The following is a 25,967-nucleotide window of genomic DNA, read 5'->3' on the forward strand; positions in this document are numbered from 1 at the left end:
GTACACTATGAGCAGAATTTAAAATTTCTTAATCTTTCTCTGCTTCCAGCATAAACTAATTCTGAAGTTGTGTGTCATGTGTAATTCAACGAAATTGACCCATGCGCTATGCCCAATGCCCAATGACTATATGACAGATGCTTGTGCCTCACAGTGCAATCCCGTAGCTATGCGGAATAGCTCTTGACCTGTGTGTAAATAACGCTCATCGTAGTTCAAAGGAAAATAACCCAATTCATCAAGTCCATCTGCTACTTGATCAAGGCTGTAGTAGAGATGAGCCGCCGTTCTTGCTAAACTAGGCGGATTTGGCAGAGAGCGAAAAGTAATTTGTGCCTGCTTGAGGTCATCTCGACAGGTTTTTAAGTATTCCTGAAATTCATCTAATAACTCATCATCAAAGGGATCAGCAGCTAACTGATCCATTTGTTCTTCTAACGAATAGAGAATGTTACAAAGTAAGCGATTTACAGGTTGGTAAACTTGGCGCAGCCATTCTTCAACTTGCTCATCAACGTCCCGCCCAGTTTTTCGTCTTGTCTGGTAATGATTTTGCGCTGATGCTGTACGCTGTTGGCGATCGCTATTTAATTTTTGAGAGTCATCTTGCAGTTGTTGATCATAATTGTGGCGACTTTGGTTGTCGCCTAAGACTTCATAAGCTGCATTGATGCGGATTATCTGTTCGTGATCGGCTGTTTCTTGATTACTGTCAGGATGAAATAACTTAACCAAGCGGCGATAAGCTTGCTTAATCTCCGCTTGGCTTGCACTGGAACTAATTTTGAGAGTTTCGTAATGGTTAGAAACGTGCTTAGAATTGACCATTAATTCAATTTATCGTTAGCTGATGCTAGCGGCTAACCTTGTTTCCAGGTCTTGGAACAACGGTGTACTTAAATACCTCTCACCAAAACTGGGCTGAATCATCACAATTAAACGTCCTTTATTTTCTGGACGTTGAGCAACGCGAATTGCTGCACATAAAGCTGCTCCACTGGAAATACCAGATAATAGCCCTTCTTCTTTTGCTAAACGCCGACTGTAGGCGATCGCTTCTTCATCGGTGACGGTAATCACTTCATCTATCAATTTTATCTTGAGAACTTGGGGAATAAACCCAGCCCCAATTCCTTGGATTTTATGTGGCCCTGGCCGTCCCCCAGATAAAACTGGGCTATTGGCTGGTTCAACAGCGATCGCTTTAGCACTAGGCTTGCGTGCTTTAATCACTTCCGCTACACCAGTGATCGTACCACCTGTGCCTACCCCTGCCACGATCATATCTACTTGTCCATCAGTATCTTCCCAGATTTCAAGAGCTGTAGTTTCCCGATGCACTTTTGCATTGGCTGGATTGCGGAACTGCTGCAACATATAGGTATTTGGCGTACTATTAACTATTTGCTGCGCCCGCTCAATTGCCCCACTCATACCCTCCATTCCTGGCGTTAGTTCCAGTTCTGCTCCATAGGCCCGCAACATTGCCCGACGCTCCCCACTCATTGTCTCTGGCATTGTCAAAATTAACCGATATCCCTTAGCTGCTGCTGCCATTGCTAAGGCAATTCCTGTGTTTCCAGAGGTGGGTTCTACCAATATTGTCTTCCCAGGAGTAATCAGCCCCTCCTCTTCGGCAGCGTTAATCATACTCACCCCAATCCTGTCCTTAACTGATGACGACGGGTTCATACTTTCCAGTTTCACCACAATTTCAGCAACACATCCTTCTGTTTGAGGAATATGGTTCAACTGCACTAGGGGTGTACGGCCAACTAGTTCTGTAATGTTACGAGCAATTTGCATAATTTAGTCCTTAGTTATTAGTTATTAGTCATTGGTCATTAATTACAAGCAACAAAAGACAAATGACTCTTGATTAAATGTAGTACATCATATCTAATTGCCGCCGAGAATCTTTTTTTTCACAAAGATCCTGAAGGATATATTTTTGCAACACTAAATTTGCCGAGCGACTTGCTTCAACCGAATATCGCTATAATGTTTTCTTTACCAGTCTGAATCTATAATCCTTTTAAACATTCCAAAATTTCAAAAAGGATGATATTTCGGGGATCTCGCATTATATAGATAACCACCTTTAAGTAAGTTAAAAATTTTTAATTCTTAACTCACAGCATCTAACTTTTGGAGTTTATTTGTTGTCGCCACAGACAACAAAAAGCCCCGCCTGATGGCGGGGAAAATAGAGTTCAAATTTGTCAATGGATAGTCAACACTCTAGAAGGTAAAAGTTGTTCTAAGCGTACCGATAATCGCATCATCGTTCTCGCTGCTTTGACCAGGAGAAGTCAACCAAATTACGCCAGGGGTAACAGAGATATTATCTGATACACGATATTTGTAGAAGCCTTCAAAGTGATAAGGTGTATCATTACCAGTAAAACCTGGCCGGTTAAAGGAATAGGGCTGTGCACCAGCAAAAATACCTAAAACATTACCTTGTTTACCAAAGTCAGCTAAAGCAACGCCGGCGCCGTATGACCAAGCTTCATAATCATCAGCAATACCAGAGCCTGTGACATCATGATAAGAGACGAAGCCACTAACTGACAGCTTTTCGCTGGGTCTAAAGGCAGCCGACACACCGTAAGAGTTGCTAGAACCTGAGTTTATTAAAGCGTTAGCTTGTCCGGTACCTACTGCAACATTTCCCGCAAAAGTGTTGTTTACGTTTGATCCAGTACCGGAGTCGAATAAATTACCACCTGTGCCATTATACGCGTGGACGTAGGTAGCAGCTAAAGCCAAGCGATCGCCAACACTAAAGTTCAACTGTCCTAACGCTGCATAGTCGCCATTGGTCAAACCTTGACCAACACCAGGATTATTAGCATCCGATGCCAAATAACCTGCGGTGATTGAGCTATTTCCTAGGATGCCGCCACCTTGACCAAGAGGTAGATTCAGCGCTATACCTGCACCGCCACCAATCCGATAGATGGGGCTTTCAGAAGCAAAGGTAGACAAAGCACCATTGCCGCCGTCAGTGTTGTCAAAAAAGTAAGGGTTGTTAACAGCAGCGTAATGGCTGTGTCGTCCCCCAGTTGCCGCAAGGTAAACTTGAGCTGGGCCTATGGGAGCTTCATAGGTCAGACGATCTATGCTGACACTATTGTTACCAGTACCGCCACCAACTTGAAATGTTTGTGTGCCTTCAGCACTGTTGATACCAACACCACCGTTATCTACTAGTGAAAAGGCTTGTGCATTACCGGCTGCAAGGCGGGTGTTCAAAACGTCTCTACCAGTGAAGCTGGTTTGTAAGTTTAAACGGACTCTATTTTGGAAGACAGTATTATTAGCATCACCAGTGTTCTCGCCAAAGACATCACTAACAGCAAAAATAGCTTCACCGACTAGTTTGGTGGTAGTGGAGAACTGATTAGCTTCCAATTCAGCAGCCCGCGCTTCTAGGGAATCTACACGACCGCGTAGGGTAGCCAATTCTGCGGAAAATTCTTCTTGTAACCGTTGTAAAGTAGCTAAATCTTGTTTGGTCACCAAGTCAGCTGTTGCTGTAGCAATCAATTCGTTAACCCGATCCAAACAGGCATTTAAACCAGCGGCAAATTCATAACGGGTTAAAGCACGGTTACCGCGATAAGTAGCATTTGGGTAACCTGCAATACAGCCATAGCGCTCAACCAAGGACTGCAACGCTTGGAATGCCCAGTCAGTGGGTTGTACATCGGAAAATTGAGAAACTGATGTTACTTGAGACTGAGAGTTATTTTGGCTACCTTCATTACTGTAGCGATTAACTTGATCTATGGTTGTTTGAGCCAATATTTCTGGCTGTTGGGCGACTTCAGTCACACTTGGTTGTGCAACCAATGATGCTTCAGTGGTTTTGTTTGGAGCCGCAATTGCTGTTGCTGAAACTAACAATGTAGCTCCCAAAACTGCTGGGCTAACCACTAAGGATTTCCACAATATACTAGACATCTTCTCTTTACTCCTCACACCTTGTTTAGATAATTGTATTCGTTGCACCTAAAATCTCAAAAAAGCGACATCTCATAGAAACCTGTGGATGAGGCATAGTTGCCACTACTACAATTTTAGTTTTTGCAAAGCTAATAAACGATTAACTTAGGGTTAAAAACTTATGTGATTAACTTATGCAAAAACATATCTTTATATCATAACATTATAAAACATCTGATCTAGATGACAAGCTCACAGCGATCGGCTTAAAAACTGTCACACATAATTATCTAAATATCTCAGCAGGGAGTAGGGTTTAGGGCATTTGCTCTCTAGTTGGCTAAATTGCTCAAAACTTGATATACTTAGCAAATTGTAAGTAAAAATCAAATCTTGCACTTAGCCCTAGTAGAAATTGCACACTATATTTAGTTAAAACACACTAGCTCGGCTATACAAACGTAGGCAAAGCCTTTTAGCAGGGTAGTTTGTCTACTATTGTGGTCACAAATAGAAGCTTAGGGATCAAGGATTTTGAAACCCGTCACTCCAAAGAAAAACCGTAGTTTTACTCTTAAGGCTTGCTATGCACTATGTCTTGCATGGTCTGCATGATTTCCATCTGCTAGCGTTAAGATATCAGAATAAATCACTTAGTTTATTTGGGAAATCGTCTGCGCTACATTAAAGTCAGCCTGCGTCAGCCCTCCTGCATCATGTGTTGTAAGTGTTATCTTTACTTTGTTGTAAGAAATTTCTATATCAGGATGATGTCCTGCTGATTCAGCAGGCTCCACCAGCTTATTGACAAACTCAATTGCTTGAATAAAATTCTTGAATGTGCGGGTAATTTGCAACTTGGAGCCTTCAACACTCCAACCTGACAGAACCTTTGCACTTTCTTGAATTTCTGTCTCAGTGAGTAGTTGTGCCATATCACAAAATTCCTGTTTGTATTATCCTAATTACATTATAAAAAGGCTTTGGAAAAGCCCACTCTTTTTAAGGGTTTCCTCTCCCCTTAAAGCTACGGTGTATACACAAGTCCTAAAATCCTTGCTTGGTGAGATACAAGCTTTATTGGGAAAGGTTTTGAGTTAAATCTTACTAATTATCAATAGTGTCAGATTATTGATAGAGGTATAACGGAAAATCAAGGATCTTAAAAATAATTTTCCGTTCTTTTCTGTCCATTTGATTCTCGACTCGACTTGTGTATACACGGTAGCCCCTTAAAGGGGATGCTATGAGCTTAAATATTTCATAAAATCAAACCCCTTTTTTCTCCACAGACAAAGATGGAAGGATAAACTAGGGAATAATCTGTGTATGCATATTTAAATTGGGCTTGTGTAGATAGGCTGATGTGATTTTAAGTTGCATAATCTTAGCCTTGAATGACGATTAGCTTAGACGCTATTGCTCACACCTAGTCAAACCCCAAAGTTGGATGTTAAGATATTATTTTTTTAAAAAAATTAAATGTGTTAGTTTTGTCTACTGCAAGGCATCGCCATCTCAGTTGTCAAAAGCAACTATTGATAAAACAAAATTTACCTACAAAAAACTATCCGCTCTGATTTAGATCAGGCGATCTAAATCAGAGCGGTGTAGCGGGTCTTCAGGTTGCAACCAGACTGCCGGAAGGAACTCCGAGCTTGCCTAGCTAGTTGAGCTAACTTAGTATCTCAAAGATAACTAAGGCTAACTTTTAGAGAACAGCCCCGGCGCACAGCCGGCTAACTGCAACCTGATGACCCATGCATTTACTACTTTCTATCATGGGCATCACCTCCTTGTTGCCTAAGCGGTCTTAGTCTCAAAAGGGCAGAGCATTTGCTCTGGGTTTATAACCTTCATTTAAGATAACACATAAATTTAGAGATATTAACCTATATAAAAAAATCCCCCACCAAAAGGCGGGAGATCACTGGAGAATGGGAAATATTGACACTTTATAGGCTTATGCCAAGGTGATTATTTAATTTGGTTGGTGTCAATTTTTGACAACCAGAACCTGATTCAAGTCATGGTTGGCTCTTATATTAGAGAGCGTTACCACGAGGTAGAACTTCCTCAGGGAATACAAATTGTTCGTGGGGTTGATCTTGAGGAGCCATCCAAGCGCGGATACCCTCGTTCAGCAAAATGTTTTTGGTATAGAAGGTTTCAAACTCAGGGTCTTCCGCCGCCCGTAATTCTTGGGAAACGAAATCATAAGCCCGCAGGTTGAGTGCCAAACCGACGATGCCGACGGCGCTCATCCACAAGCCTGTGACTGGCACGAACAACATGAAGAAGTGCAACCAGCGTTTGTTTGAGAAGGCAATACCGAAAATCTGTGACCAGAAACGGTTTGCCGTCACCATTGAATAGGTTTCTTCAGACTGAGTTGGATTGAAGGCGCGGAAGGTATTAGATGCTTCACCGTCTTCAAACAAGGTATTTTCGACTGTGGCTCCGTGAATGGCACACAATAGAGCCCCACCCAATACACCAGCAACACCCATCATATGGAAGGGGTTGAGTGTCCAGTTGTGGAAACCTTGCAGGAATAGCAGGAACCGGAAAATTGCAGCTACGCCAAAGCTGGGTGCAAAGAACCAGCTTGATTGTCCCAAGGGGTACATCAGGAATACGCTGACGAATACTGCAATGGGAGCGGAGAAGGCGAGGGCGTTGTAAGGACGGATACCTACTAGACGCGCAATTTCAAATTGGCGCAACATGAAGCCAATCAAACCAAAGGCTCCGTGTAGGGCAACGAATGGCCACAACCCACCCAATTGGAACCAACGGGTGAGGTTACCTTGAGCTTCTGGTCCCCACAATAGCAATAGGGAGTGTCCCATGCTGTCGGCGGGGGTAGATACTGCCACTGTTAGGAAGTTACAGCCTTCTAGGTAGGAGGAGGCTAACCCGTGGGTGTACCAAGAAGTCACGAAGGTGGTACCGGTCAGCCAACCGCCTAGTGCTAGGAAGGCGCAGGGGAACAATAGTATCCCTGACCAACCTACGAATACGAAGCGATCGCGCTTGAGCCAGTCGTCTAGAACGTCAAACCACCCTCTACTAGGGGCGCGTCCAACTGCGATGGTCATTAGAGCAAATCTCCAAATGTTTATAAGTACAGGTTGTATCTGTATTATAGATGGCTAAATAAAAGCCTTCCATAACCAGAAAGTTAACCGGGTTGTTAACCTAGTTTACAAATTTTTACACACCTTTAATCATATTAGGTGTAAATCGCTAATTTTTCCAGCGGTTTTGTAATAAAAATTAATTTTTGATTCAAATGAGGGAGATGAGGTGATAACTTGCAACAAGTCTTTCCCCTTGTCCCTATGCCCAATACCCATTTCCCTAGAATCAGTCAGCTGACGCTAAAATAAGTCCACAGTTAAATTTGATTATTGCTAAATGTTTACCATCGATTTAAGCATCAGAAACACTGCTTTCCCGATCTCAGTACAACGTAAGTCAGCAGAGGATGCTGAGGCTATCTATCAGCTAATTTTGGCAGCAATACGCTCTGGTAACCCTGACATTGTAGAACTCAAGTGTGAGGGCAAGACAGAGAAAAAAATTGCTGTTCGCGCTAGTGAAATTTCTGGGGTGCAGATTGTTCAGAAAGATGGTACAACCCCAGGTGGTGGCAGACCACCTGGCTTTTTTGCTGTAGCTGCTGAGTAACCAAGGTTGACAAATGGCTCAAGTGGGCATTGAGGTCAAGGATTTAAATTTCAGTTGGCCTAATGGAGAAAAGGTTATCGAATCTTGCTCTTTAGAAGTACCCAAGGGCGAGTTTTGGATGCTCTTGGGTACAAATGGCAGTGGTAAATCAACCTTACTTAGACTGCTGGCAGGGCTATTAGTTCCTGAATCAGGCGAAATTAAAGTTTTGCACCCCGTTGGCTTTGTCTTCCAAAATCCGGATCATCAATTGGTCATGCCAACGGTTGGTGCTGATGTGGCTTTTGGATTAGTGGAAGAAAAGTTGCCACCTGCTGCCACTAGAGCAAGGGTTGAGGAGGCGCTAGGAGCTGTAAATTTGCTTACCTTTCTACGACGTCCCATTTATGCGCTCTCTGGGGGACAGAAACAGCGAGTCGCGATCGCAGGTGCGATCGCGCGTCGCTGCGAAGTCTTATTATTAGATGAACCAACTGCTTTGCTAGATCCAGATAGCCAGTTGGATTTAGTTGCTGGTGTGCGCCGCCTTGTCAAAAGTCGAGGTATAACAGCTCTGTGGGTGACACATCGATTAGACGAGTTAAATTACTGTGACGGCGCTTTCTTGCTAGAAAAAGGCTCTCTGGTAGATAGGGGTGAAGCTCAACGCCTCAAAGAACGTCTAATGGAGGTACACAGCGAAGCTCCTTAATTGAGTGCTGAGTAAAGTAAAAAGTACTCAGGCTTTAATAGTCGTACATATTCCGCCCTTTCATAGTTGAGCTTTTAACTCAGCACTACTGAAAAAGAACTATAACGCGCCTTTTAAACAAAGGCGCGTTTTCAGTTGGTGCGTCTGTATGAGGTTTTAATTTTGTGAGGCTGCCATATTTTTTATTCTATGTAGCATAGTGTTACATACAATGCATCAATTATTATAAAACTTATGAATGAATTTTGTTAACTCTAGAAAATTGTGATCAAAAACCATGCCCCGTTCCTTACTCCAAGCCGTTTTGTTAGTAGACGGCTACAATATAATAGGCGCTTGGCCTTGCCTTAAAAAAACGCGTGATAGTGTTGGACTAGAGGCAGCACGGGGTGAACTTGTGGAAGCGATGACTGGTTATAGTGCGTTTCAAGGTTATGCAACTCAAATAGTTTTTGATGCTCAATATCAGAACTCCTCTAGCAATAAAGAAATAATTACTGAGCTTTTATCAGTTTATTACACTGATTTTGGGCAGACAGCAGATACTTATATTGAAAAATCCTGTGCGTCTATGCGCCAGCAAATAGCCCAATCATTGATTTCGCGTGTGATTGTTGCTACATCAGATCGGGCACAGCAGTTGATGATACAGGGTTATGGGGCTGAATGGCTGTCGGCACAACAACTTTGTGGAGAAGTGGAAGCTACTGTCTGTCGAATGCGGCAAAAGTACCATACGCGCAAACAATCTAAGAGTAGGTTTTTAGCTAATGCCATTGATGCTAAAGCGCGGCAGCGTCTGGCTGAATTACGAATGGGATTACAGTAAATAGTTAGTGTTTAAGAGTCTCTGCCTAAGTTTTTGAATTGATTTTGGCTGTAAAAATTCTATTAATTAAGTATTTAAAAAAATATTGGCGAAAGTACTTGCCAAATCCTATTTTTAGCCCTAAGATTATAAATCGTGAGTGGTCCTCAGTAGCTCAGTGGTAGAGCGATCGACTGTTAATCGATTGGTCGCTGGTTCGAATCCAGCCTGGGGAGTTTATCAGTTTTGGATTTTAAATTTTGGATTCTAGATTATCCATTAGAGACTTATGGTCGCTTGACTCGGCTGTAACGTTTTTGAATCATGGGTCTTTTGGTGCTTGTCCTAAACAAGTGTTGGAATTCCAACAAAGTTTGAGGTTGCAACTAGAACAAGAACCCCTACGCTTTTTTGGTAGAGATTGGGAACCATTATTAGACGATGCGAAAAGTAAGCTAGCGGCATTTGTGGGTGTTGATGTCCAAGATTTAGTATTTGTCCCCAATGCGACGACTGGCGTTAACTCGGTGTTAAGGTCGCTGACGTTTTCACCAGAAGATGAAATACTTACAACCAACCACGAATATAATGCTTGCCGCAACGCACTTGATTTTGTTGCTAGTCGCACTGGGGCGCGGGTGGTGGTGGCAAAAATTCCTTTCCCCATTGATTCGCCAAAGCAAGTAGTTGCAGCAGTAATTGAGCGAGTTTCACCAAAAACACGATTAGCACTTTTGGATCATGTTACCAGCCAGACAGGGTTAATCTTCCCGATTCAAGAGTTGGTGAAAGAGTTGCAACAACGGGGTGTAGATACATTAATAGATGGTGCCCATGCGCCTGGAATGATTCCCCTCGATTTACGAGAAATTGGCGCAACTTATTACACCGGGAATTGTCATAAATGGCTGTGTGCGCCCAAAGGGGCAGCATTTTTGTATGTGCGACGAGATAAACAGTCAGAAATTCGTCCCCTGACAATTAGCCACGGGACAAATTCGCCACGCACTGATAAAACCCGCTTTCAGTTGGAATTCGATTGGACAGGTACAGACGATCCTACAGCTTATATGTGTGTACCAGAAGCGATCGCTTTTATGGGTTCGTTGCTACCTGGTGGGTGGACAGAATTGAGACAGCAAAATCATCAGCTAGTGTTGCAGGGAAGACAGCTACTTTGTGAAGCGCTAGAAGTGCAGCAGCCTTGCCCAGAGGAGATGATTGGTTCAATGGCGGTTGTGCCAATGCCTACGACTTTGGAAAACCGCGATTTCATGTCTATACATGATGAGTTGTTTGATAAGTTTGGTATTCAAGTGCAGGTGATACCGTGGCAAGAACAACCTCGGCTGTTGGTAAGGATTTCGGCACAGATTTACAATACTTTAGAGCAGTATGAGTATTTGGCAAGGGTGCTAAAGGGGTTGTGCTGTTAATCTAGTTTAGGAAATTAGCGATCGCATCAAGGGTATGTTTTGCACTTGTAGCAGTAAACATTGGCCCATTTGTCAAATAAATATTTTTCTCAGATACCACATTTAAGGCAAGAGACGGCGATTTATCGCGTCTTTGCAGATTGCAAAGACATTACGTGTAGAACATAAACTGATCGTAAAACGCCGACCTCAAGACACTTGCAAGCCTGTTCCCTGCTATAAATTCAATTTAACTATGAAACATCACAGTTACTAAAGGCAGGAACGCCAACAGAAAGCCATGCCACGATTGCAATTGAGCTTCCGGGGTTGGTTCTGGTGGTGCTAATAAAGCTTCTACTCTTTGTTCTAAGCGATCTGCACCAGAGGAACCTAATGCTGCACAGCAAATTTCCGATAAAACGGGGCCGCTACTAACTACTAATAAAAGTGATTCTGCTAACACCAGAGGATCTACCTGCAATGCTGCATAACCGTCAGCACGGAGTTCGCGCAAAGCTAACAGTTCTTCCCACAAAGGCTCTGTATTCGGCAACCATGCGGTGCAAGAACGCACCCAACCCAGCCAGAAAAACCAGAATGTATCCCTGTAATAGTGATGCCCTTGTTCATGGGCTAAGACGCTTTCTAGATGAATCGGTGAGAGAGTTTGCACTAATCCTTGGCTAACCACTAGTTCTGGTTGCCAAAAACCGATTTGACCAGCGAACAACGCGCCCGTTTGCAGTAGTCTGGCTCGTCTATTGCCAACATTCACTAAAGGACAGTTACGGGCAGATTCTACAGACTGCCAACCCTGAAAGGCAAGTTTAATGCATGAAATGGCAAAAAATGCCAAATAAATTAATGCTAGTAAATAGCTAATTGAGCCTGTATACATTCCGCCCATTTGTCCTTGAGGCCCCATGAACAGCACAGCGATCGCAGTCATGAAAATTAGCAAGGGCGGGAAGAGAAACAAAAATAGCGATCGCTGCCACCGCACATTCCAATTACCTTGGCGTTGATTCCAAGTGGATCTTAACCACCAAGCAACAGCCAAAGCATTCAAAATCATTATTAGATGCATCATTTTTCCTCCCTGGCTTGGCGTGCAGATTGAATACGTTTGGCGATCGCTGCTATTTGCTCACTAGCTGCTTCATCTAGGCTATCAGCAAAGGCTGCAACAACATCGGGGTTACCCACCGCTAGAAATCGCTGTAACTGTTCGTGAGCTTTGATAACTTCTGATTGTTGCTTACTCAGCATTGGCCGCCAATAGAATGCCCGCTCTTTTTTGTCGCAAGCTAGCCAACCTTTATCAGTGAGTCGACGTAAGACGGTGGTGACAGAAGTATACGCTAATTCGCGGTTGGGATCAGCCAGAATGCGATCGTGTACATCCTTGACTGTGGCTGAACCAAGTTCCCAGATGATATTTAAAATTTCCGCTTCCAACGGGCCTACTGATAGTTGTTTAGGGCGATAGTCGGGTAAAGGTGCCATAGCGATTTCGATTTGAGATTTTGGATAAGCGGAGTGGAGGTGAAAATTTCGGTTTTGTTTAGCAAACTTAGTCAGTATGCGTAGTGGTGCTAACTAAGCTTGCTAAAGCTTTGAAAAGCCTGTTCTTGTTTTAGATTACAGGATAGTGCAGCAAGTCTGAAAGTATAGAAGCATAAAAATGCACTTTTTGAGTATTTATCTATTGAATGGGTTACATAATGCATTCTGATGATAAAAAAAGTTCTGGGAGTAATTGTAACTATAGTTAGTGACACCAACTAGGTAGAATGTTATTTGCGGCAGTAGTATTAAAGCAGGTGTATCCAGCGCGTGAAGCTATTCGTATACCACACCCCTGAATTGACTCCAACGGGTAAAGCGCCAGAATGTGCGATCGCAGTCGATGTCTTGCGAGCCACTAGCACAATTGCGACAGTTTTGGCAGCTGGAGGCGAAGCTGTACAAGTATTCAGCGATTTAGATCAGTTAATTGAAGTTAGCGAAAAATGGCCTTCTGAAAAACGTCTGCGGGCTGGAGAACGCGGTGGCGCGAAAGTACCTGGCTTTGAGTTGGGTAACTCTCCCCTCGACTGCACACCAGAATTAGTGGAGGGAAGGCGTTTGTTTATCAGTACTACAAATGGCACTCGTGCCTTACAAAGGGTACAAGACTCTCCAAATTTATTAGCCGCAGCTTTGATTAACCGAGCGACGGTAGTGCAATTTCTTTTAGAGAAGCAACCAGAGACAGTGTGGATTGTCGGTTCTGGCTGGGAAGGCAGTTTCTCTTTAGAGGATACAGTTTGTGCAGGTGCGATCGCTCATAGTATTTTGCAGCAAACACAGTTGTCATCAGAAGAACTAGCTGGTAACGATGAAGTAATTAGTGCGATCGCTCTTTACTCTCAGTGGCAAGATAACTTATTAGGATTACTTCACCAAGCTAGTCACGGCCAACGATTGTTGCGTCTTGACTGTCATGAAGATTTAAAGTATTGTTCCCAAACTGATATTTTAGATGTCTTGCCAATACAACAAGAGACAGGAGTTTTAAAAAGTCAAAAGAAATAAGGAATAGGGGATAGGGAAGAAAGTTAATCAACAATGCCCTATGCCCCATTCTCAATTTTTAAATCTCTAAGCATTTGCCAGAGTCTTTGTCGCCAATGGGGCGGATGTGTTTCTAAAATTGCTGAAATTTTTCCGCAAGCAAGGACGGAATAAGCAGGGCGACGGGCTGGTGTTAAATATTCGGCAGTTGTAATGGGGACAATATGTTCAACTTTTAAAGGGAAGCCTAGCTGTTGGGCTTCTTCAAAAATGGCTACGGCAAAGTCATACCAGCTAGCAACGCCGCTATTAGTATAGTGATAAGTGCCGCTAGTTTCTGGGGTTAACTGGGGAATCACCTGGCCTATTACTGCGGCTATATCTTGCGCCCAAGTCGGGCTACCTATTTGATCGGCAACGACACGGAGTTCTTGGCGTTCTGAACCTAGTCGCAGCATAGTTTTGACAAAGTTACTTTTGCCAAAGGTTCCATAAACCCAAGCGGTACGGAGGATCAGATGATGGGCGCAAGTTTCTCGAATTGCTTCTTCTCCAGCGAGTTTGGTTTTACCATAAATACTCAAGGGATTAGTCGCATCGGTTTCTTGGTAAGGGCGATACCCATTACCATCAAAAACATAATCGGTCGAAATATGAATTAAGAAAGCTCCTAAGTTTTGGCTTTCTTGGGCAATAATTAGGGGTGCGATCGCATTAATAGCGGTAGCAAGTTCGGATTCACTCTCTGCTTTATCTACAGCAGTATAAGCAGCAGCGTTAATGATGATTTGCGGCTGTTTTGATCTGATAACGTTGCGGAGGGTATCGGGTAGGGCAAGGTCTACTGTTGGGCGTGCTACTGAGATAATATTGCCATAGGGTAGAAGGATTTGTTGCAGTTCCTTACCCACCTGACCGTTGCTACCAATCAGCAAAATTGATTTACTCATCCTAATTAGTTTTTGAGCCTAACGCAATCATCAAGCTTAATCAAATACTTCAGCAGTTCTCAAAGACTTCCCGGCTTTGTCTTTAGCTGATAAAATCGGTGGCGTACTCAAAGGCCAATCTATAGCTAAATCTGGATCGTTCCATAGGATGGTGCGATCGCCTTGCGGTGCGTAGTAATCTGTAGTTTTGTAGAGAACTTCGGCTATTTCTGAAAGCACAAGAAAGCCATGAGCAAAGCCTGGTGGTATCCACAGTAGGCGTTTGTTCTCAGCACTGAGTTCAGAACCCACCCATTTACCAAATGTAGAAGAGCTTTTTCTAATATCTACGGCTACATCAAAAATAGTACCGACAACAGCACGGATGAGCTTACCTTGAGGTTGTTGGATTTGGTAGTGCAATCCACGCAAAACGTTTTGTTTAGAGCAAGAGTGGTTATCTTGGACAAAGTTGGCAACAATATCAGTCTCTTGAGCAAATTTTTGATGGTTGTAGGCTTCAAAGAAGAACCCGCGATCGTCTACAAATACTTGAGGTTCAAATTGTAGAACTTCGGGAATTTTGCTAGGTACAATGCTCATTAATATTATAAGTAATGTGCCAAAATGCTAATTGTGAGAATAATTTAATACTTGTATTTTACAGGTATTAGAATAATATTTTGACTGTGGTTTTTCTTGTTTTTAATAAGTAAATCACGTTAGTTCAATTTGACAGTCATCGCCAATTAGAAATCGCAAAGCTTTGGGGCGACGGGGTGCAAGAGTTAATTGTGCTCGTTGTCCAATCACACTATCAATAATGCGCTGATGGATTCCGGCAATTCTAGCACCTTCTAAAATGACACTGTGTTCTAAATCAGTATCAATGAGTGTGGCATTGTTGGCAATACTACTATAAGGGCCAATAAAGCAGTTTTCTAGATGACAGTTGCTACCAATGACTACTGGGCCTCGAATTGTGCAGTTAATTACTTTAGATTTTGCACCGATTTGAACTCGGCCAATAATTTGACTTTGGGCATCGACTTCGCCAACAACTGATGCTGTCAGATAGGTATCCAGAATCAATCGATTAGCTTCTAATAAGTCATCTTTTTTACCAGTATCTAACCACCAACCTTGTAGATTGTAAGATAAAACTTGTTTTTCCTGATTAATTAGGTATTGAATAGCATCAGTAATTTCCAGTTCACCTCTGGCTGAAGGTTGGATATTTGCGATCGCATCAAAGATGAGGTGAGAAAAGAAATAAACTCCTACCAATGCCAGATTCGAAGGAGGAACTTTGGGTTTTTCAATTAGCTGTAATACTCGTCCTGTCTCATCTACCTGAGCTACACCAAAGGCGCTAGGGTTGGCAACCGAACGCAACAGAATCAGAGCATCTGGCTGTTGCTGACTAAATTGTTGCAAAAAGTAATGTAACTCACCTAGTTGGATGAGGTTATCGCCCAAGTACATGACAAAGGGAGAATCACCTAAAAAGGGACGGGCGGTTTGGACTGCGTGAGCAAGTCCAAGTGGCTGGTCTTGTATAATGTAGGTGATGTTCGCTCCAAAGTATTCTCCATTTCCGGTTTTTCCTTGGACTTCTGCCCCAGTTTCTGGGCTGATGATAATGCCAATATCAGTAATACCAGCAGCGACCATTTCTTCAATGCCATACCATAAAACAGGCTTATTCGCAACTGGTACGAGTTGTTTTGCTCCGCTATAGGTGAGAGGACGTAAACGTGTACCTTTCCCACCTGAGAGAATTAGTGCTTTCATAAGGATTGAGGATTAGTTGTAAGTCATTAGTCAAGATAATCTGAAATCTTGACAAAATCCAAAATCCTTACATCTAAATTCTGGCGTTAGGTTATCTTTTACAGGTAGCGGGATAAAACTTCGCTGGTTGCTTTTCCTGTTTTTTCCCAACTAAATTGTTGAGAGTGAGTAATACCTTGACTAGAAAGGCGCGATCGCAATGCCGAATCGGTAGCAATAGCTTGCATTGCCTCTGTAATTTCTCCCGTGTTGTAAGGATTGATCAGAATTGCCGCATCACCAGCTACTTCTGGTAAGGAGGACAGATTGGAGGTAATGACGGGAGTACCACAAGCCATTGCTTCCAGGACAGGTAAACCAAAACCTTCCCAGAGACTGGGGAAAACCAGAGCGATCGCCTAAAGCTATTTCTTAAAAAAACGTTGTGAAGAAACCAAAACCCCATAGAATAGCCTTAATTTAGCTGAAAGGATTAACATAATTTGAGCAGTTTAGGCTCCTTGCGTCTGGCAATAATTAGCAATCCCCGCTCAGGCAACACCTGGTTACGAAAAATGCTGGCAGCTATTTATGAAATGGCTGAACTTGCGGTGCATCATCCGGATGACATTTCCTGGCACTTGCTACCAGCAAGATTAGTGCTTCAGATTCATTGGCATAGAAGTGATGATTTAGTTTCATTGCTTGCCCAGCAACGATTTCGTGTGGTAGTTATTGCCCGCCATCCCTTGGATGTATTGATTTCTATTCTGCATTTTGCCAGCTACGAACCGGATACTGGCAGGTGGCTAAATGGTGAGGGGGGAACTGAGATATCCATCCTTAAGAAAACGCCACTTAGCCCAGAGTTTATCAACTATGCTACTGGAGGTAGAGCAGCAGCACTTCTCTCGATTAGCTCGGAATGGTGGAGGCAAGAAGACACATTGAAAGTTCGTTACGAAAATCTGGTGAATGATGCAGTTAAGGAACTTTCTCAGTTTAACGAACAACTGGGGCTGACCCCAGTCAAGCCTATATTAAATGTGGTTTCGTTGCATTCCATTGATCGCCTCCGCACCATGAGTACAAACAATCACTTCTGGCAGGGAAAGTATGCTCTTTGGAGGAAGCTTCTGATAGCACCCGTTGCTCAAGAGATTGCTCTTGCCCATCAAAGCGTGTTGGCTAAACTTGAGTATGTGTGTAATGCTGACCCGACTCTAACCGAAGAGCAGGCGATCGCTAACTGGAATGCCATTGCAGTGAAGAACTAAGTTTACTCCGCAGTGGCTCTATTTTCTAAAAATCAGTCACTACGAATACTGCTTGAGAACTTCGGTGGTGGCAAGTCCTGTTTTTGTCCAGCTGAACTGACTAGCACGGTTGAGACCAAGGGTACGTAGACGTGATCGCAATACCGAATCGGTAGCAATAGCTTGCATCGCCTCTGTAATTTCTCCGGTGTTGTAGGGATTGATCAGAATCGCCGCATCGCCAGCTACTTCCGGTAAAGAGGACAGATTCGAGGTAATGACGGGAGTACCACAAGCCATTGCTTCCAAGACAGGTAAACCAAAACCTTCCCAGAGACTGGGAAAAACCAGAGCGATCGCTTCATTGATGATTTTTGGCAATTCGCCATAGGGTACATAGTCAAGGAACTTCACCTGATTAGTTATACCTAGTTCTGCAACTTGCGCTGTTAAAGTTGGAGTGTAACGCGAATCACTTGGCCCTACTAACCATAGTTCGTAGTCTTTGCAATTAGGTAACACAGCAAAAGCACTTATAAGGCGCTGTATATTTTTGTATGGATCTTGGCGACCAATATAGAGAAAATAGTTGCGGGTAGTTAGATTAAGAGGGTAAAAGTGAGTGCGATCATGCGCTAAAGGAATCGGAGTAATTTTACTAGCGGGAATCTGGTAAAAATCGGTGATGTCTTTAGCTGTAGTCTGAGATATGCAAATAATATGTTGTGCTTGATTAAAAACTTGGGGCGTATAGTAGCGGTGGTAGGCTGTGAGTGGTGAGGAGCTTTTAGCAAAACGCAACGGTATCATGTCAAAAGATGTAACAACAAAACGACAGTTGTTATAAAGAGGTGCTTCCGGTAGCGGGGAGAACAAGAGGCTCGATTTGAGTTTTTTATATATTTGTGGTAGTTGAAATTGTGTCCAAAGTAGGCGATTAAAATGACCTTTCGTACCGTAATCTGGTGTTAGTTTTGATGAAATTTCATAGCATTCATAGCCAGAAATTGACTGTGAAGTTAATAATGTTAGTTTGAGAGATTGCAGATTTACAAGAATATTTAAAGCGTAGGTTGTTATACCTGTGGGTTTCTTAGACAAAAAAGATAGATTAATCAACAAATTGTTAAGCTTTTATTTAAATTGAATTTAGTTATACAAACAAGAGAGAAACTCTTCAGCAGATTCTTGCCATGAGAATGGGATATACTCATTTCTTATGCGATCTACCAAATTATTGTAGTAAATATCTGAATCAAGTAGCTCTTTTAAAGCTTCATACAGTTCTCTTGGTTGAGTAGGAGAGAAATATCTACAAAAATCGCCTCCGACTTCAGGCAAAGAGCCACCATTGCTAGCGATTACTGGTTTACAGTGTTGTAGTGCTTCCACAACAGGTAATCCAAATCCTTCATAAAAAGAGGCTTGAACTAAACAGTAACAGTTTTGATAGAGAAAATCTAGTTGAGCATCAGTTACTGAACCTAATATTTGTATGAGCTTGCCATACACTTTATTAGATTCTATCAAGTTATCAGTTTCTGAGTCCCAACCTTTATTACCTGCAAAAACTAAAAATACATTATGACTAGAATTTATTAATAAATCGAAGGCTGCAATGATAGTTTTAATATTTTTATGAGGCACTAAGCTTCCGACTACTAAAATATATTTTTTATTAAGGAATTCCTGCAACTTTACATCAAAACTATTATTTCCTTCACTTAGTAATAAATCCTGTTTATAATAGTTACTGCCCAAGCGAAAGCTTTGAATAATTTGTGAATTATTATTAGCTAATATTCCTTGAATTTTCGCATTACTATAATCTTCAGCACTCTTCTTAGAAATACATAATACCTTATCGAATAAAGTCGAATAATCACTGTAAAATTTTGTAAAAGCTTTAGTAAATCTTTTGGAAGAAAACTCTGGAAATTTTATTGGAATGAGGTCATAGCATATAACTACAATAGTAACTTTATGTCTTTTTAAGAGTTGTAAAAATCGGTAGTAAGTTTTAGGTAAATCCCAATTAGCATCAGCTATCACATAAATATCTCCTGACTGGATTATAGAATCTTCAAATTCAATAAAAACTTTTTTGTTTACTGAGTTTGAATCAAACCAATCAATTAAATTTAATCTATAAAAAAAATTGATAAATTTATTTCTCAGTTTCAAAACTAGAGCTTGAAATTTTATATTTATTTTAGTTAGAGCGAAATATTTGTTAACCTCGATCAAATGGTCGTCTTGCTGTTTATTAAGATTAGTCACTCTCCGCATAAAACTACCATCAAACATAACCGCTACTATTTCTATATCTGTGCGGTTTGAGCTTATTTGCAATAATTCAGAAGTTAGTTCTCGAACTACTCTATGGATTCCAGTATTTTTATATGTATGTTTTGCAGTATGAGTACAATCTATAAATATCTTCATCTTAAAACCTACTTGAAACTATTCTTATTGTAAATTTTTAATATTTTTACTTAAAAAACTTACCTAAGACAATCCATCACTAAAACACTCAGGAGTTAAATTCTTAGGTAAGCTATTTTAATTTTGTTCTAGTTTCAGGTTAATAGTTATTTATAATTAAGAAACTAAACCAGTTAACTACTTAATTTCTTAAGGTCATAATCAACCATTAACTCGACTAATTGATTAAAAGAGTACTGAGGCTGCCAACCTATTTCAGCTTTAATTTTATCAATGCAGCCAACTAACTGCACTGGTTCATCAGGGCGATAAAAAGCGGGGTCTACTGAAACATAATCTTGCCAATTAAGCCCAACACAGCTAAAGGCACACTCAACAAGTTCTTTAACAGAGTAGGTTTCACCGCTAGCGATAATGTAATCATTGGGTTGTTCTTGCTGTAACATTAGCCACATGGCGTAAACAGCATCTTTGGCGTAGCACCAGTCACGGCGAGCTTCTAGGTTGCCTAATTTTAGTTCATTTACTAAACCAAGTTTGATTTGAGCTACAGTATAAGTAATTTTACGAAATACAAATTCTGTGCCACGTCGAGGTGATTCGTGGGTGTAAGTGATACCGCAACAAGTATAAAGATTGTATTTTTGCCGATAGTTGATAGTCATCCAGTGAGCATAAGCTTTCGCAACACCATAAGGGTTACGGGGACGGAAAGCAGTACGTTCGGTTTGGGGTGATTCGTCAGGTTGACCAAAAACTTCACTACTGGAGGCTTGATAGAACCTAGCATCTGGTTTGCAGCGACGGATAGATTCTAGTAAGCGGGAGACACCAAGTGCTGTATATTCAGCAGTGAGAGCTGGCTGTGTCCAAGAAATGGGGACGTAGCTTTGCGAGGCAAGATTATAAATTTCGTCAGGTTGAGCTTCAGCAATCACATCCATTAAGGAAGATTGATCTAAAAGGTCACCAGATAGAATTTGAATGTTATTAGAAAAATGATTGATGCGGTCAAGATTGCTGGAACTTGAGCGACGGACTAAACCGAAGACTTCATAACCTTTATCTAGCAATAGTTCAGCAAGGTAAGAGCCATCTTGCCCAGTTAAACCTGTGATCAACGCTTTCTTTTTTGCCATACTCCCTTTTTTTATTTCTATATCTGTAAAGACTACTACATTATTTCTTTTAACCTTATGGGAGCCATAATACCCTTGGTTTAATACCGATCAAAACCGGAGATATTCCCAAGGATAAAACACGGAATTCAAGTATAGATGATCTGTCTATACTGAATTCCAATTTTATTTTTTCTTTATTTAAAATATCTCGTAGTCGAACTTCCTTTTTTGCTAATACTTCTATGCCAGAATTAGTAGAGATATCTGCAATCGCTACAACTAGATCTAAATTACTTTTATCTATTTTCTTATCTGGGGGAAATATTTCAAATTCAACTAAATATTTACCTTGATCATAAGAATCATAAGGACCAAAGATCGCAAATCCTTGCCCATCATCAGGATTCGCAATAACATAATAGTCTTGCTTTCTTTTAATAATTGAACCGATCCCATGAAAAATCACCTCATTTTTAATTCTTTGGTTCTCTACATATAACTCTTGCATTCGCTTATGTAGATTACTATCTATACTATTTATTTCTTTGGTTTTTTGGGCTGTTAACCACCAAACAAAGCAATTGTCCGGTTTTTTGTTAATTGCTTTTTGAGTATCTTCTTCATTGAAATTTATTTCTAAACAAGGCTCAATATATCTACCAAATAAACTAGGTGGAATTCCTAACAAATCTTTTGGAATCAAACCATATGAATCTTGAATTTCAAAACCTGAGATTGGTAAAAGCTCACATATTTGTTCAAAAGTTAGTTCATGTATATGTTCTGGTTGCTTCCATCCATATCTATTAGTAACGGTATAATTAGGACTATCAACTACAAAAATACCATTGGATTTAAGTACTCTGTTAACTTCTAATAAAAAATTTACCTGTGATTCCCAAGATATATATTCAATAAATTGACCAGCAAATACTAAGTCAAAACTTTGCGACTCTATTAAGCTTAGATCATGTCCATCATGTTGAATCCAAGTTACATTCTTTGGTAAATCTAACGGTTTTGGATTCAAATCTATACCAGTGTGATTGTCAATAGAGTAAGGATACAATTTATCGAACCATTCAAAGTACCAATTTCCAGCACATCCAATACTTAATATTTTTTTAGCTTTTGGTATCTTTGCAAGGCAAATAGAACGACACGCGTGTAAAAAATCATTAAAGTTCAGTTCTTTTTGTAGATAAGGTTGTGCTGGTATAACAGTATTATTGAGATTAGAATTTTCAAATACTTTTTGTACTTCTACTTTTTCTTCTTGTTTATAGCAGTTATCAATAGCTTTAGCAAAGTTAGTAAACACTTTTTCAGATATATTGGGTGCAAGTTTAGCTAATTCGCGCCCTACATAGTCAGCGAGATTTTTGCTTTTTGCTTGTGGTGAACAAAGTACTTGCTGAATAAATTCAGAATATAGATTAGCACATCTTTCTGGTGAATGTTCCTCGGCAATATACTTGTATGCATTTTGGCTCAGAGAATTCCTATGGTCTGAGTTTTGAGTTAGCAAAACCAGAGCTTTCAATATCTCTTCTACTTCATCACATTGCCCAGGCTGGGGTATTTTTAACACTACATCATTAGGAAAATCAGAGAAGGAACCGATATCTGTAACAATAGTAGGCTTACCAACAGACAAGATACGCAGAAGAGATGCAGAACTTTCTCCGTTAAAAGGAAATCTTAAATTGAGGCATATATCTGATACTTCTATATATCGGTAAAAGTCCAGCATATTGATATAGCCAGTAACTTTTACTTGACCTTGTAAACTTAGTTTTATAATTTCATCTTCTATATTAATTGTACCAAGGTAATCAGTACCACCCACTAGTACTAAGAAAGCATTAGGTTGAGTTGCAAGATACTTCTTAAATGCATAAAGAAGTTGTAGCGGACGTTTGGTATTATTGATAAAACCAAAAGTTGATATTATAAGTTTATCGTTCGGAAGACCCAACTCTTTATGTTGATCTCTTAGTGATTTTTCCTTAACAACATATTTTGGCACTATTTGAGGTATATGAACAATATAGTTATTATCATTAGCAAATTCTTTAATAGCAGAGTTATAAGCCCATTTACTGTGTAATATAACTCCTAAAGAACGTGTAAAAATTCTTCTATTTACATAAATACCTATTTCAGATAACTTTTCATTAACATCCAAATCTTTTGTTTTTAAAAGTTTTAAAATTTTTATTGCTCTATCTTTTCCGTAACTGTGTTCTAGTTCATTAGAGAATTTAACACCTAGTTCTGGACAACGAGCTTCCATATAATTAATTAGTCCTCCCAAGTAATAGTCATGTAACACAGATATTCCAGAATATCTCATTAACTGGGAGTACATATAAGAATGGTAACTACTGTTCCCTATCTGGTAAATAATACCTTCATATGCTTGACATTTTAATCTTTCTTCAAATTCACTATGAGAGAATAAGTTGTTACTGATATTAATGTCGGGCAAATAACTATCATCATGGTATAAATCAAGGTTAATATGTTGCCCCAAAGATGGCAACAAATCCTGAGTATAGTCTGCTATACCAGATTTCGCTGGTGGAAATGGGCTAAAAAAAGCTATTTGTGGCTTTTGATTAACTCTCGTAACTCTATTAAATGATATAGATACTTTATTTAGTGGCTCATGCTCTTGGAACACGTCTAATATATTTTTAGCAACAGATTCCCAAGAAAATTTTGCTGATTGCTGAAGAGCATCTTCTGAATTCTTTTTTCTAAAGCTCTCATCAGATAAAACTTTTTGCATGATCCTAGCCATATCATAAGGCGAGTAGGGATCAAACAACAATTCATTAGAACCTAAAATCTCTGGCAAAGATGAGTTATTACTTGCAATAGCTGGTGCGCCACATGAAATAGCCTCAAGTAGTGGTAAACCAAAGCCTTCATAAAAAGAAGGAAAAACAAATAGAGAACAGGTTGAGTATAAAGCTCTTAGTTCTTCATCTGTAACATAATTTGTTAATATTATGGATTTCTTAATTTCTAATTTTGATGCTAAACTATTTATTTCTTTACTAAAATTTTCAGAAACTTTACAAGCAACCACTAACTGGTAGCATTCCTGTAAACTCTTTGGTAACTTAGAAAAAGCGATAACTAACCCTTCAATATTCTTTCGCCAGTCTTCACCTCCCGTATAAAGTATAAATTTATTGTCAATACCAAATTTCCTTGCAAAAGTTTCGAGCCAAGCTTGCTGTTCATGAGCGTGAATTGGAGTAAAGAAAGGAGAGACACCACCTGAAACGTTTAAAACTCTTTCAGGGGATATGTCCAGGTATTTAATTACATCTTGACGAGTAGATTCAGAAATGGCAAATATAAAATCAGCATTTTGTATATTTTTTAATCGCTTCATGTACAAGGAGCGCATATTTGGATCATTTAAGTATCTATTAGAAAATATAAGGGGGATTAAATCATAGCAAATAACAAAAACTTTTTTAGGAAAATCACTATAGTCAGGTATTGTGGAGTCTAAACCTTCCATTGGGCTGGGTACAAATATTATGTCAGCATCTGCTACCATGAAAACACTTTTTAATAGCAGATCATTTATGTCACAACTCCCACTGTATGGGTAATCTAGGGAATTATATTGAAAGTAATTTTCATCCAGTTCTGGAGCTGGTAGAGTATTATTAGTATATAATTGGTAGCTGAACCTATTTTGCTGTCTAAATAGAGCTTCTATTACAGATTGTGTATAACGTCCAATACCTCTACTTCTAGAATTATTTGTTTGCAGAGCTTGAATATCAATGGCTATTTTCATGTTATGTCTATTCTGATTTTAGTTTTTATACAAGATTTTTTTTACATACCAGCATAGCTACTGCACCAGGAAGGTAATTATTGGGATTATGTTCCTTTTCAGATGCTTCTAATTCGTTTTCAGTAATAGTCCAAGTAAAGTCATCCTTACGTACTCCATAAGATATTTGAACTACTTTGAAATCTTGAATCAGCTCTTGGAGTGATTCTTGATTATATATTCTATGTACTGGCGTTAAAGCTTTTTTCCCATAGGGAACTGTGAGTATAAAACTACCTTCTGGCTTTAAAAGTAAACTAATCTGTTGTACAGCTTTAATATCATAACTCTCTCCTGTTTCATCTCCATACCATCCCAAGCCAATATGTTCTAAAGTAGATAAAGCAATAACACAATCAAAACTAGCTGGTGGTAATACAGGTTTGCAGATATCAGTTTTAACAAACTTCAAGTTGGGATGAAATAACGCTATGGGGCGAATATCTATTGCTGTAACTGAGTAATTAAAACTAGCTAACTCATACGAAAGGAGACTTTCGGCAGCACCTACATCTAGAATTTCTATATGTCTAGATTGATACAAGTAAGCCAGACAATGCATCACAAAAGTCTTTTCTAAAATTCTTTCAGTAGTCTCAACCCAGTAGGCTTCGCCATTATCACGATAACCTACCCAGATTGGATCATTAAACCATAACCCACTCTTAATTTTTGCTTCCTCAGCAGAAGCAAATTTACTAGTTACACTATTATTAACTTGTAGTTCAGTAGAGAGCTGTTCTACTTTCTGTTCCAGTTGAGGAAGCTGTTCTACTTTGTGTTCCAGTTGAGAAAGCTGTTCTACTTTGTGTTCCAGTTGAGAAAGCTGTTCTACTTTGTGTTCCAATTGAGAAAGCTGTTCTACTTTCTGTTCCAGTTGAGGAAGCTGTTCTACTTTCTGTTCTAGTTGAGAAAGCTGTTCTACTTTCTGTTCTAGTTGAGAAAGCTGTTCTACTTTGTGTTCCAGTTGAGAAAGCTGTTCTACTTTCTGTTCCAGTTGAGAAAGCTTCTCGTTTACTTCTCGATCTCTTGTAGAATATTCCTCACTTTCTTGTATTAACTGATATAAAAGTTGTCTAACAGCAGAATTATAATAAACTTGTCTTTTCAAAATAGGCCATGCTATTTTCTTTAAAATATTTTTTAACCCTTTACGAATAGTATTTGTATATATATCATTAAAAAATAGTAAATAGTTACCATCAATTTCTGTAACGGAACTATTATGAATTAATTTATTAGGTATATTTATTACTTTATTTTGATCCTTTCCAGCAGGATGATAAAACATAAGAGATTCTTGATAAACGTTATGAATACGGTCTAGTAATTTGTCGTAATCCATCTGATTTTCCTAAAATTTATCATTCTGTGGAAAAGAATATATTTTTATTAGCAAATTTTACAAAAAGCTTAAGTAAATCTCTGCCTAAGTCTATCTAATAATATACTAATCTCATT

At 40.0% G+C, this 25,967-nt stretch carries 21 protein-coding genes, 1 tRNA gene and 1 pseudogene; 7 read left to right on the forward strand and 16 right to left on the reverse strand.

Annotated features, from left to right (window positions below; genetic code table 11):
- Positions 1 to 126: 126 nt before the first annotated feature.
- The 5 genes from H6G96_RS03590 to psbD form a co-directional block, all read right to left on the reverse strand.
- Entirely contained in the window at positions 127 to 828 is a 702-nt protein-coding gene (locus tag H6G96_RS03590) for a J domain-containing protein (protein WP_190910178.1), read from the reverse strand.
- Between the two features lie 15 nt (positions 829 to 843).
- Positions 844 to 1,806, reverse strand: coding sequence for a cysteine synthase A (cysK, locus tag H6G96_RS03595; protein WP_190910179.1), 963 nt, complete (start codon positions 1,804 to 1,806; stop codon positions 844 to 846).
- A 435-nt stretch (positions 1,807 to 2,241) separates the two neighbouring features.
- Positions 2,242 to 3,969 carry an iron uptake porin gene (locus H6G96_RS03600; RefSeq protein ID WP_190910180.1) on the reverse strand — a complete coding sequence of 576 codons (1,728 nt, stop codon included), beginning with the start codon at positions 3,967 to 3,969 and terminating at the stop codon, positions 2,242 to 2,244.
- A 635-nt stretch (positions 3,970 to 4,604) separates the two neighbouring features.
- Positions 4,605 to 4,886 carry a 4a-hydroxytetrahydrobiopterin dehydratase gene (locus tag H6G96_RS03605; RefSeq protein ID WP_190910181.1) on the reverse strand — a complete coding sequence of 94 codons (282 nt, stop codon included), beginning with the start codon at positions 4,884 to 4,886 and terminating at the stop codon, positions 4,605 to 4,607.
- 1,110 nt (positions 4,887 to 5,996) lie between these two features.
- On the reverse strand, positions 5,997 to 7,052 hold the full coding sequence (psbD, locus tag H6G96_RS03610) for a photosystem II D2 protein (photosystem q(a) protein) (protein ID WP_190910182.1): 1,056 nt from the start codon (positions 7,050 to 7,052) through the stop codon (positions 5,997 to 5,999).
- Between the two features lie 319 nt (positions 7,053 to 7,371).
- Between psbD and H6G96_RS03615 the strand changes: the two genes are divergently transcribed.
- The 5 genes from H6G96_RS03615 to H6G96_RS03635 all read left to right on the forward strand — a co-directional run bounded on the left by H6G96_RS03615 (position 7,372) and on the right by H6G96_RS03635 (position 10,579).
- Complete coding sequence (locus H6G96_RS03615) at positions 7,372 to 7,644, forward strand: hypothetical protein (RefSeq protein WP_190731518.1); 273 nt, start codon at positions 7,372 to 7,374, stop codon at positions 7,642 to 7,644.
- 13 nt (positions 7,645 to 7,657) lie between these two features.
- Positions 7,658 to 8,335, forward strand: coding sequence for an energy-coupling factor ABC transporter ATP-binding protein (locus tag H6G96_RS03620; protein WP_190910183.1), 678 nt, complete (start codon positions 7,658 to 7,660; stop codon positions 8,333 to 8,335).
- Positions 8,336 to 8,612: 277 nt separating this feature from the next.
- A complete protein-coding gene (locus H6G96_RS03625) occupies positions 8,613 to 9,164 on the forward strand; it encodes an NYN domain-containing protein (protein WP_190731514.1) in 552 nt (183 codons plus the stop codon).
- A 143-nt stretch (positions 9,165 to 9,307) separates the two neighbouring features.
- A tRNA-Asn gene (locus H6G96_RS03630) sits at positions 9,308 to 9,379 on the forward strand.
- Positions 9,380 to 9,403: 24 nt separating this feature from the next.
- Positions 9,404 to 10,579: an aminotransferase class V-fold PLP-dependent enzyme gene (locus H6G96_RS03635; protein ID WP_199339377.1), complete on the forward strand. Its 1,176-nt coding sequence runs from the start codon at positions 9,404 to 9,406 to the stop codon at positions 10,577 to 10,579.
- Between the two features lie 229 nt (positions 10,580 to 10,808).
- On the opposite strand, the gene H6G96_RS03640 is transcribed toward H6G96_RS03635, so the two are convergent.
- Both H6G96_RS03640 and H6G96_RS03645 read right to left on the reverse strand, forming a co-directional pair.
- Positions 10,809 to 11,648 (reverse strand): M56 family metallopeptidase, encoded by an 840-nt coding sequence (locus H6G96_RS03640; RefSeq protein ID WP_190910362.1) that lies wholly within the window; start codon positions 11,646 to 11,648, stop codon positions 10,809 to 10,811.
- Positions 11,648 to 12,067 (reverse strand): BlaI/MecI/CopY family transcriptional regulator, encoded by a 420-nt coding sequence (locus tag H6G96_RS03645; protein WP_190731512.1) that lies wholly within the window; start codon positions 12,065 to 12,067, stop codon positions 11,648 to 11,650. Before H6G96_RS03645 ends, H6G96_RS03640 begins: the two co-directional genes overlap by 1 nt.
- A 330-nt stretch (positions 12,068 to 12,397) precedes the next feature.
- On the opposite strand from H6G96_RS03645, the gene H6G96_RS03650 reads away from it, so the two are divergent.
- A complete protein-coding gene (locus tag H6G96_RS03650; protein WP_190910184.1) occupies positions 12,398 to 13,138 on the forward strand; it encodes a 2-phosphosulfolactate phosphatase family protein in 741 nt (246 codons plus the stop codon).
- Positions 13,139 to 13,176: 38 nt separating this feature from the next.
- On the opposite strand, the gene rfbD is transcribed toward H6G96_RS03650, so the two are convergent.
- The 4 genes and pseudogenes from rfbD to H6G96_RS03670 form a co-directional block, all read right to left on the reverse strand.
- Positions 13,177 to 14,067 carry a dTDP-4-dehydrorhamnose reductase gene (gene rfbD, locus H6G96_RS03655; protein ID WP_190910185.1) on the reverse strand — a complete coding sequence of 297 codons (891 nt, stop codon included), beginning with the start codon at positions 14,065 to 14,067 and terminating at the stop codon, positions 13,177 to 13,179.
- Between the two features lie 36 nt (positions 14,068 to 14,103).
- Entirely contained in the window at positions 14,104 to 14,649 is a 546-nt protein-coding gene (gene rfbC / locus H6G96_RS03660; RefSeq protein WP_190910186.1) for a dTDP-4-dehydrorhamnose 3,5-epimerase, read from the reverse strand.
- A gap of 114 nt (positions 14,650 to 14,763) precedes the next feature.
- Entirely contained in the window at positions 14,764 to 15,840 is a 1,077-nt protein-coding gene (locus tag H6G96_RS03665) for a glucose-1-phosphate thymidylyltransferase (protein WP_190910187.1), read from the reverse strand.
- A gap of 98 nt (positions 15,841 to 15,938) precedes the next feature.
- Positions 15,939 to 16,238, reverse strand: a pseudogene (locus H6G96_RS03670) (glycosyltransferase); the annotation flags it as partial.
- A gap of 84 nt (positions 16,239 to 16,322) precedes the next feature.
- On the opposite strand from H6G96_RS03670, the gene H6G96_RS03675 reads away from it, so the two are divergent.
- Positions 16,323 to 17,096 (forward strand): sulfotransferase domain-containing protein, encoded by a 774-nt coding sequence (locus tag H6G96_RS03675; RefSeq protein WP_190910188.1) that lies wholly within the window; start codon positions 16,323 to 16,325, stop codon positions 17,094 to 17,096.
- A gap of 39 nt (positions 17,097 to 17,135) precedes the next feature.
- Here the strand turns inward: H6G96_RS03675 and H6G96_RS03680 are convergent, their stop codons facing one another.
- The 5 genes from H6G96_RS03680 to H6G96_RS03700 form a co-directional block, all read right to left on the reverse strand.
- Positions 17,136 to 18,176 (reverse strand): glycosyltransferase family 1 protein, encoded by a 1,041-nt coding sequence (locus H6G96_RS03680; RefSeq protein ID WP_242063159.1) that lies wholly within the window; start codon positions 18,174 to 18,176, stop codon positions 17,136 to 17,138.
- A gap of 48 nt (positions 18,177 to 18,224) precedes the next feature.
- Positions 18,225 to 19,520: a glycosyltransferase family 1 protein gene (locus H6G96_RS03685; RefSeq protein ID WP_190910190.1), complete on the reverse strand. Its 1,296-nt coding sequence runs from the start codon at positions 19,518 to 19,520 to the stop codon at positions 18,225 to 18,227.
- A gap of 173 nt (positions 19,521 to 19,693) precedes the next feature.
- The gene (locus tag H6G96_RS03690; RefSeq protein WP_190910191.1) at positions 19,694 to 20,659 is read right to left on the reverse strand and encodes a GDP-mannose 4,6-dehydratase; all 966 of its coding nucleotides are present in this window, start codon (positions 20,657 to 20,659) and stop codon (positions 19,694 to 19,696) included.
- Between the two features lie 55 nt (positions 20,660 to 20,714).
- Complete coding sequence (locus H6G96_RS03695) at positions 20,715 to 24,467, reverse strand: glycosyltransferase (RefSeq protein ID WP_190910192.1); 3,753 nt, start codon at positions 24,465 to 24,467, stop codon at positions 20,715 to 20,717.
- A 25-nt stretch (positions 24,468 to 24,492) separates the two neighbouring features.
- On the reverse strand, positions 24,493 to 25,851 hold the full coding sequence (locus H6G96_RS03700) for a class I SAM-dependent methyltransferase (protein ID WP_190910193.1): 1,359 nt from the start codon (positions 25,849 to 25,851) through the stop codon (positions 24,493 to 24,495).
- Between the last annotated feature and the right edge of the window lie 116 nt (positions 25,852 to 25,967).

The sequence above is a fragment of the Nostoc sp. FACHB-892 genome (assembly GCF_014698795.1).
Classification (GTDB): Bacteria; Cyanobacteriota; Cyanobacteriia; order Cyanobacteriales; family Nostocaceae; genus Nostoc.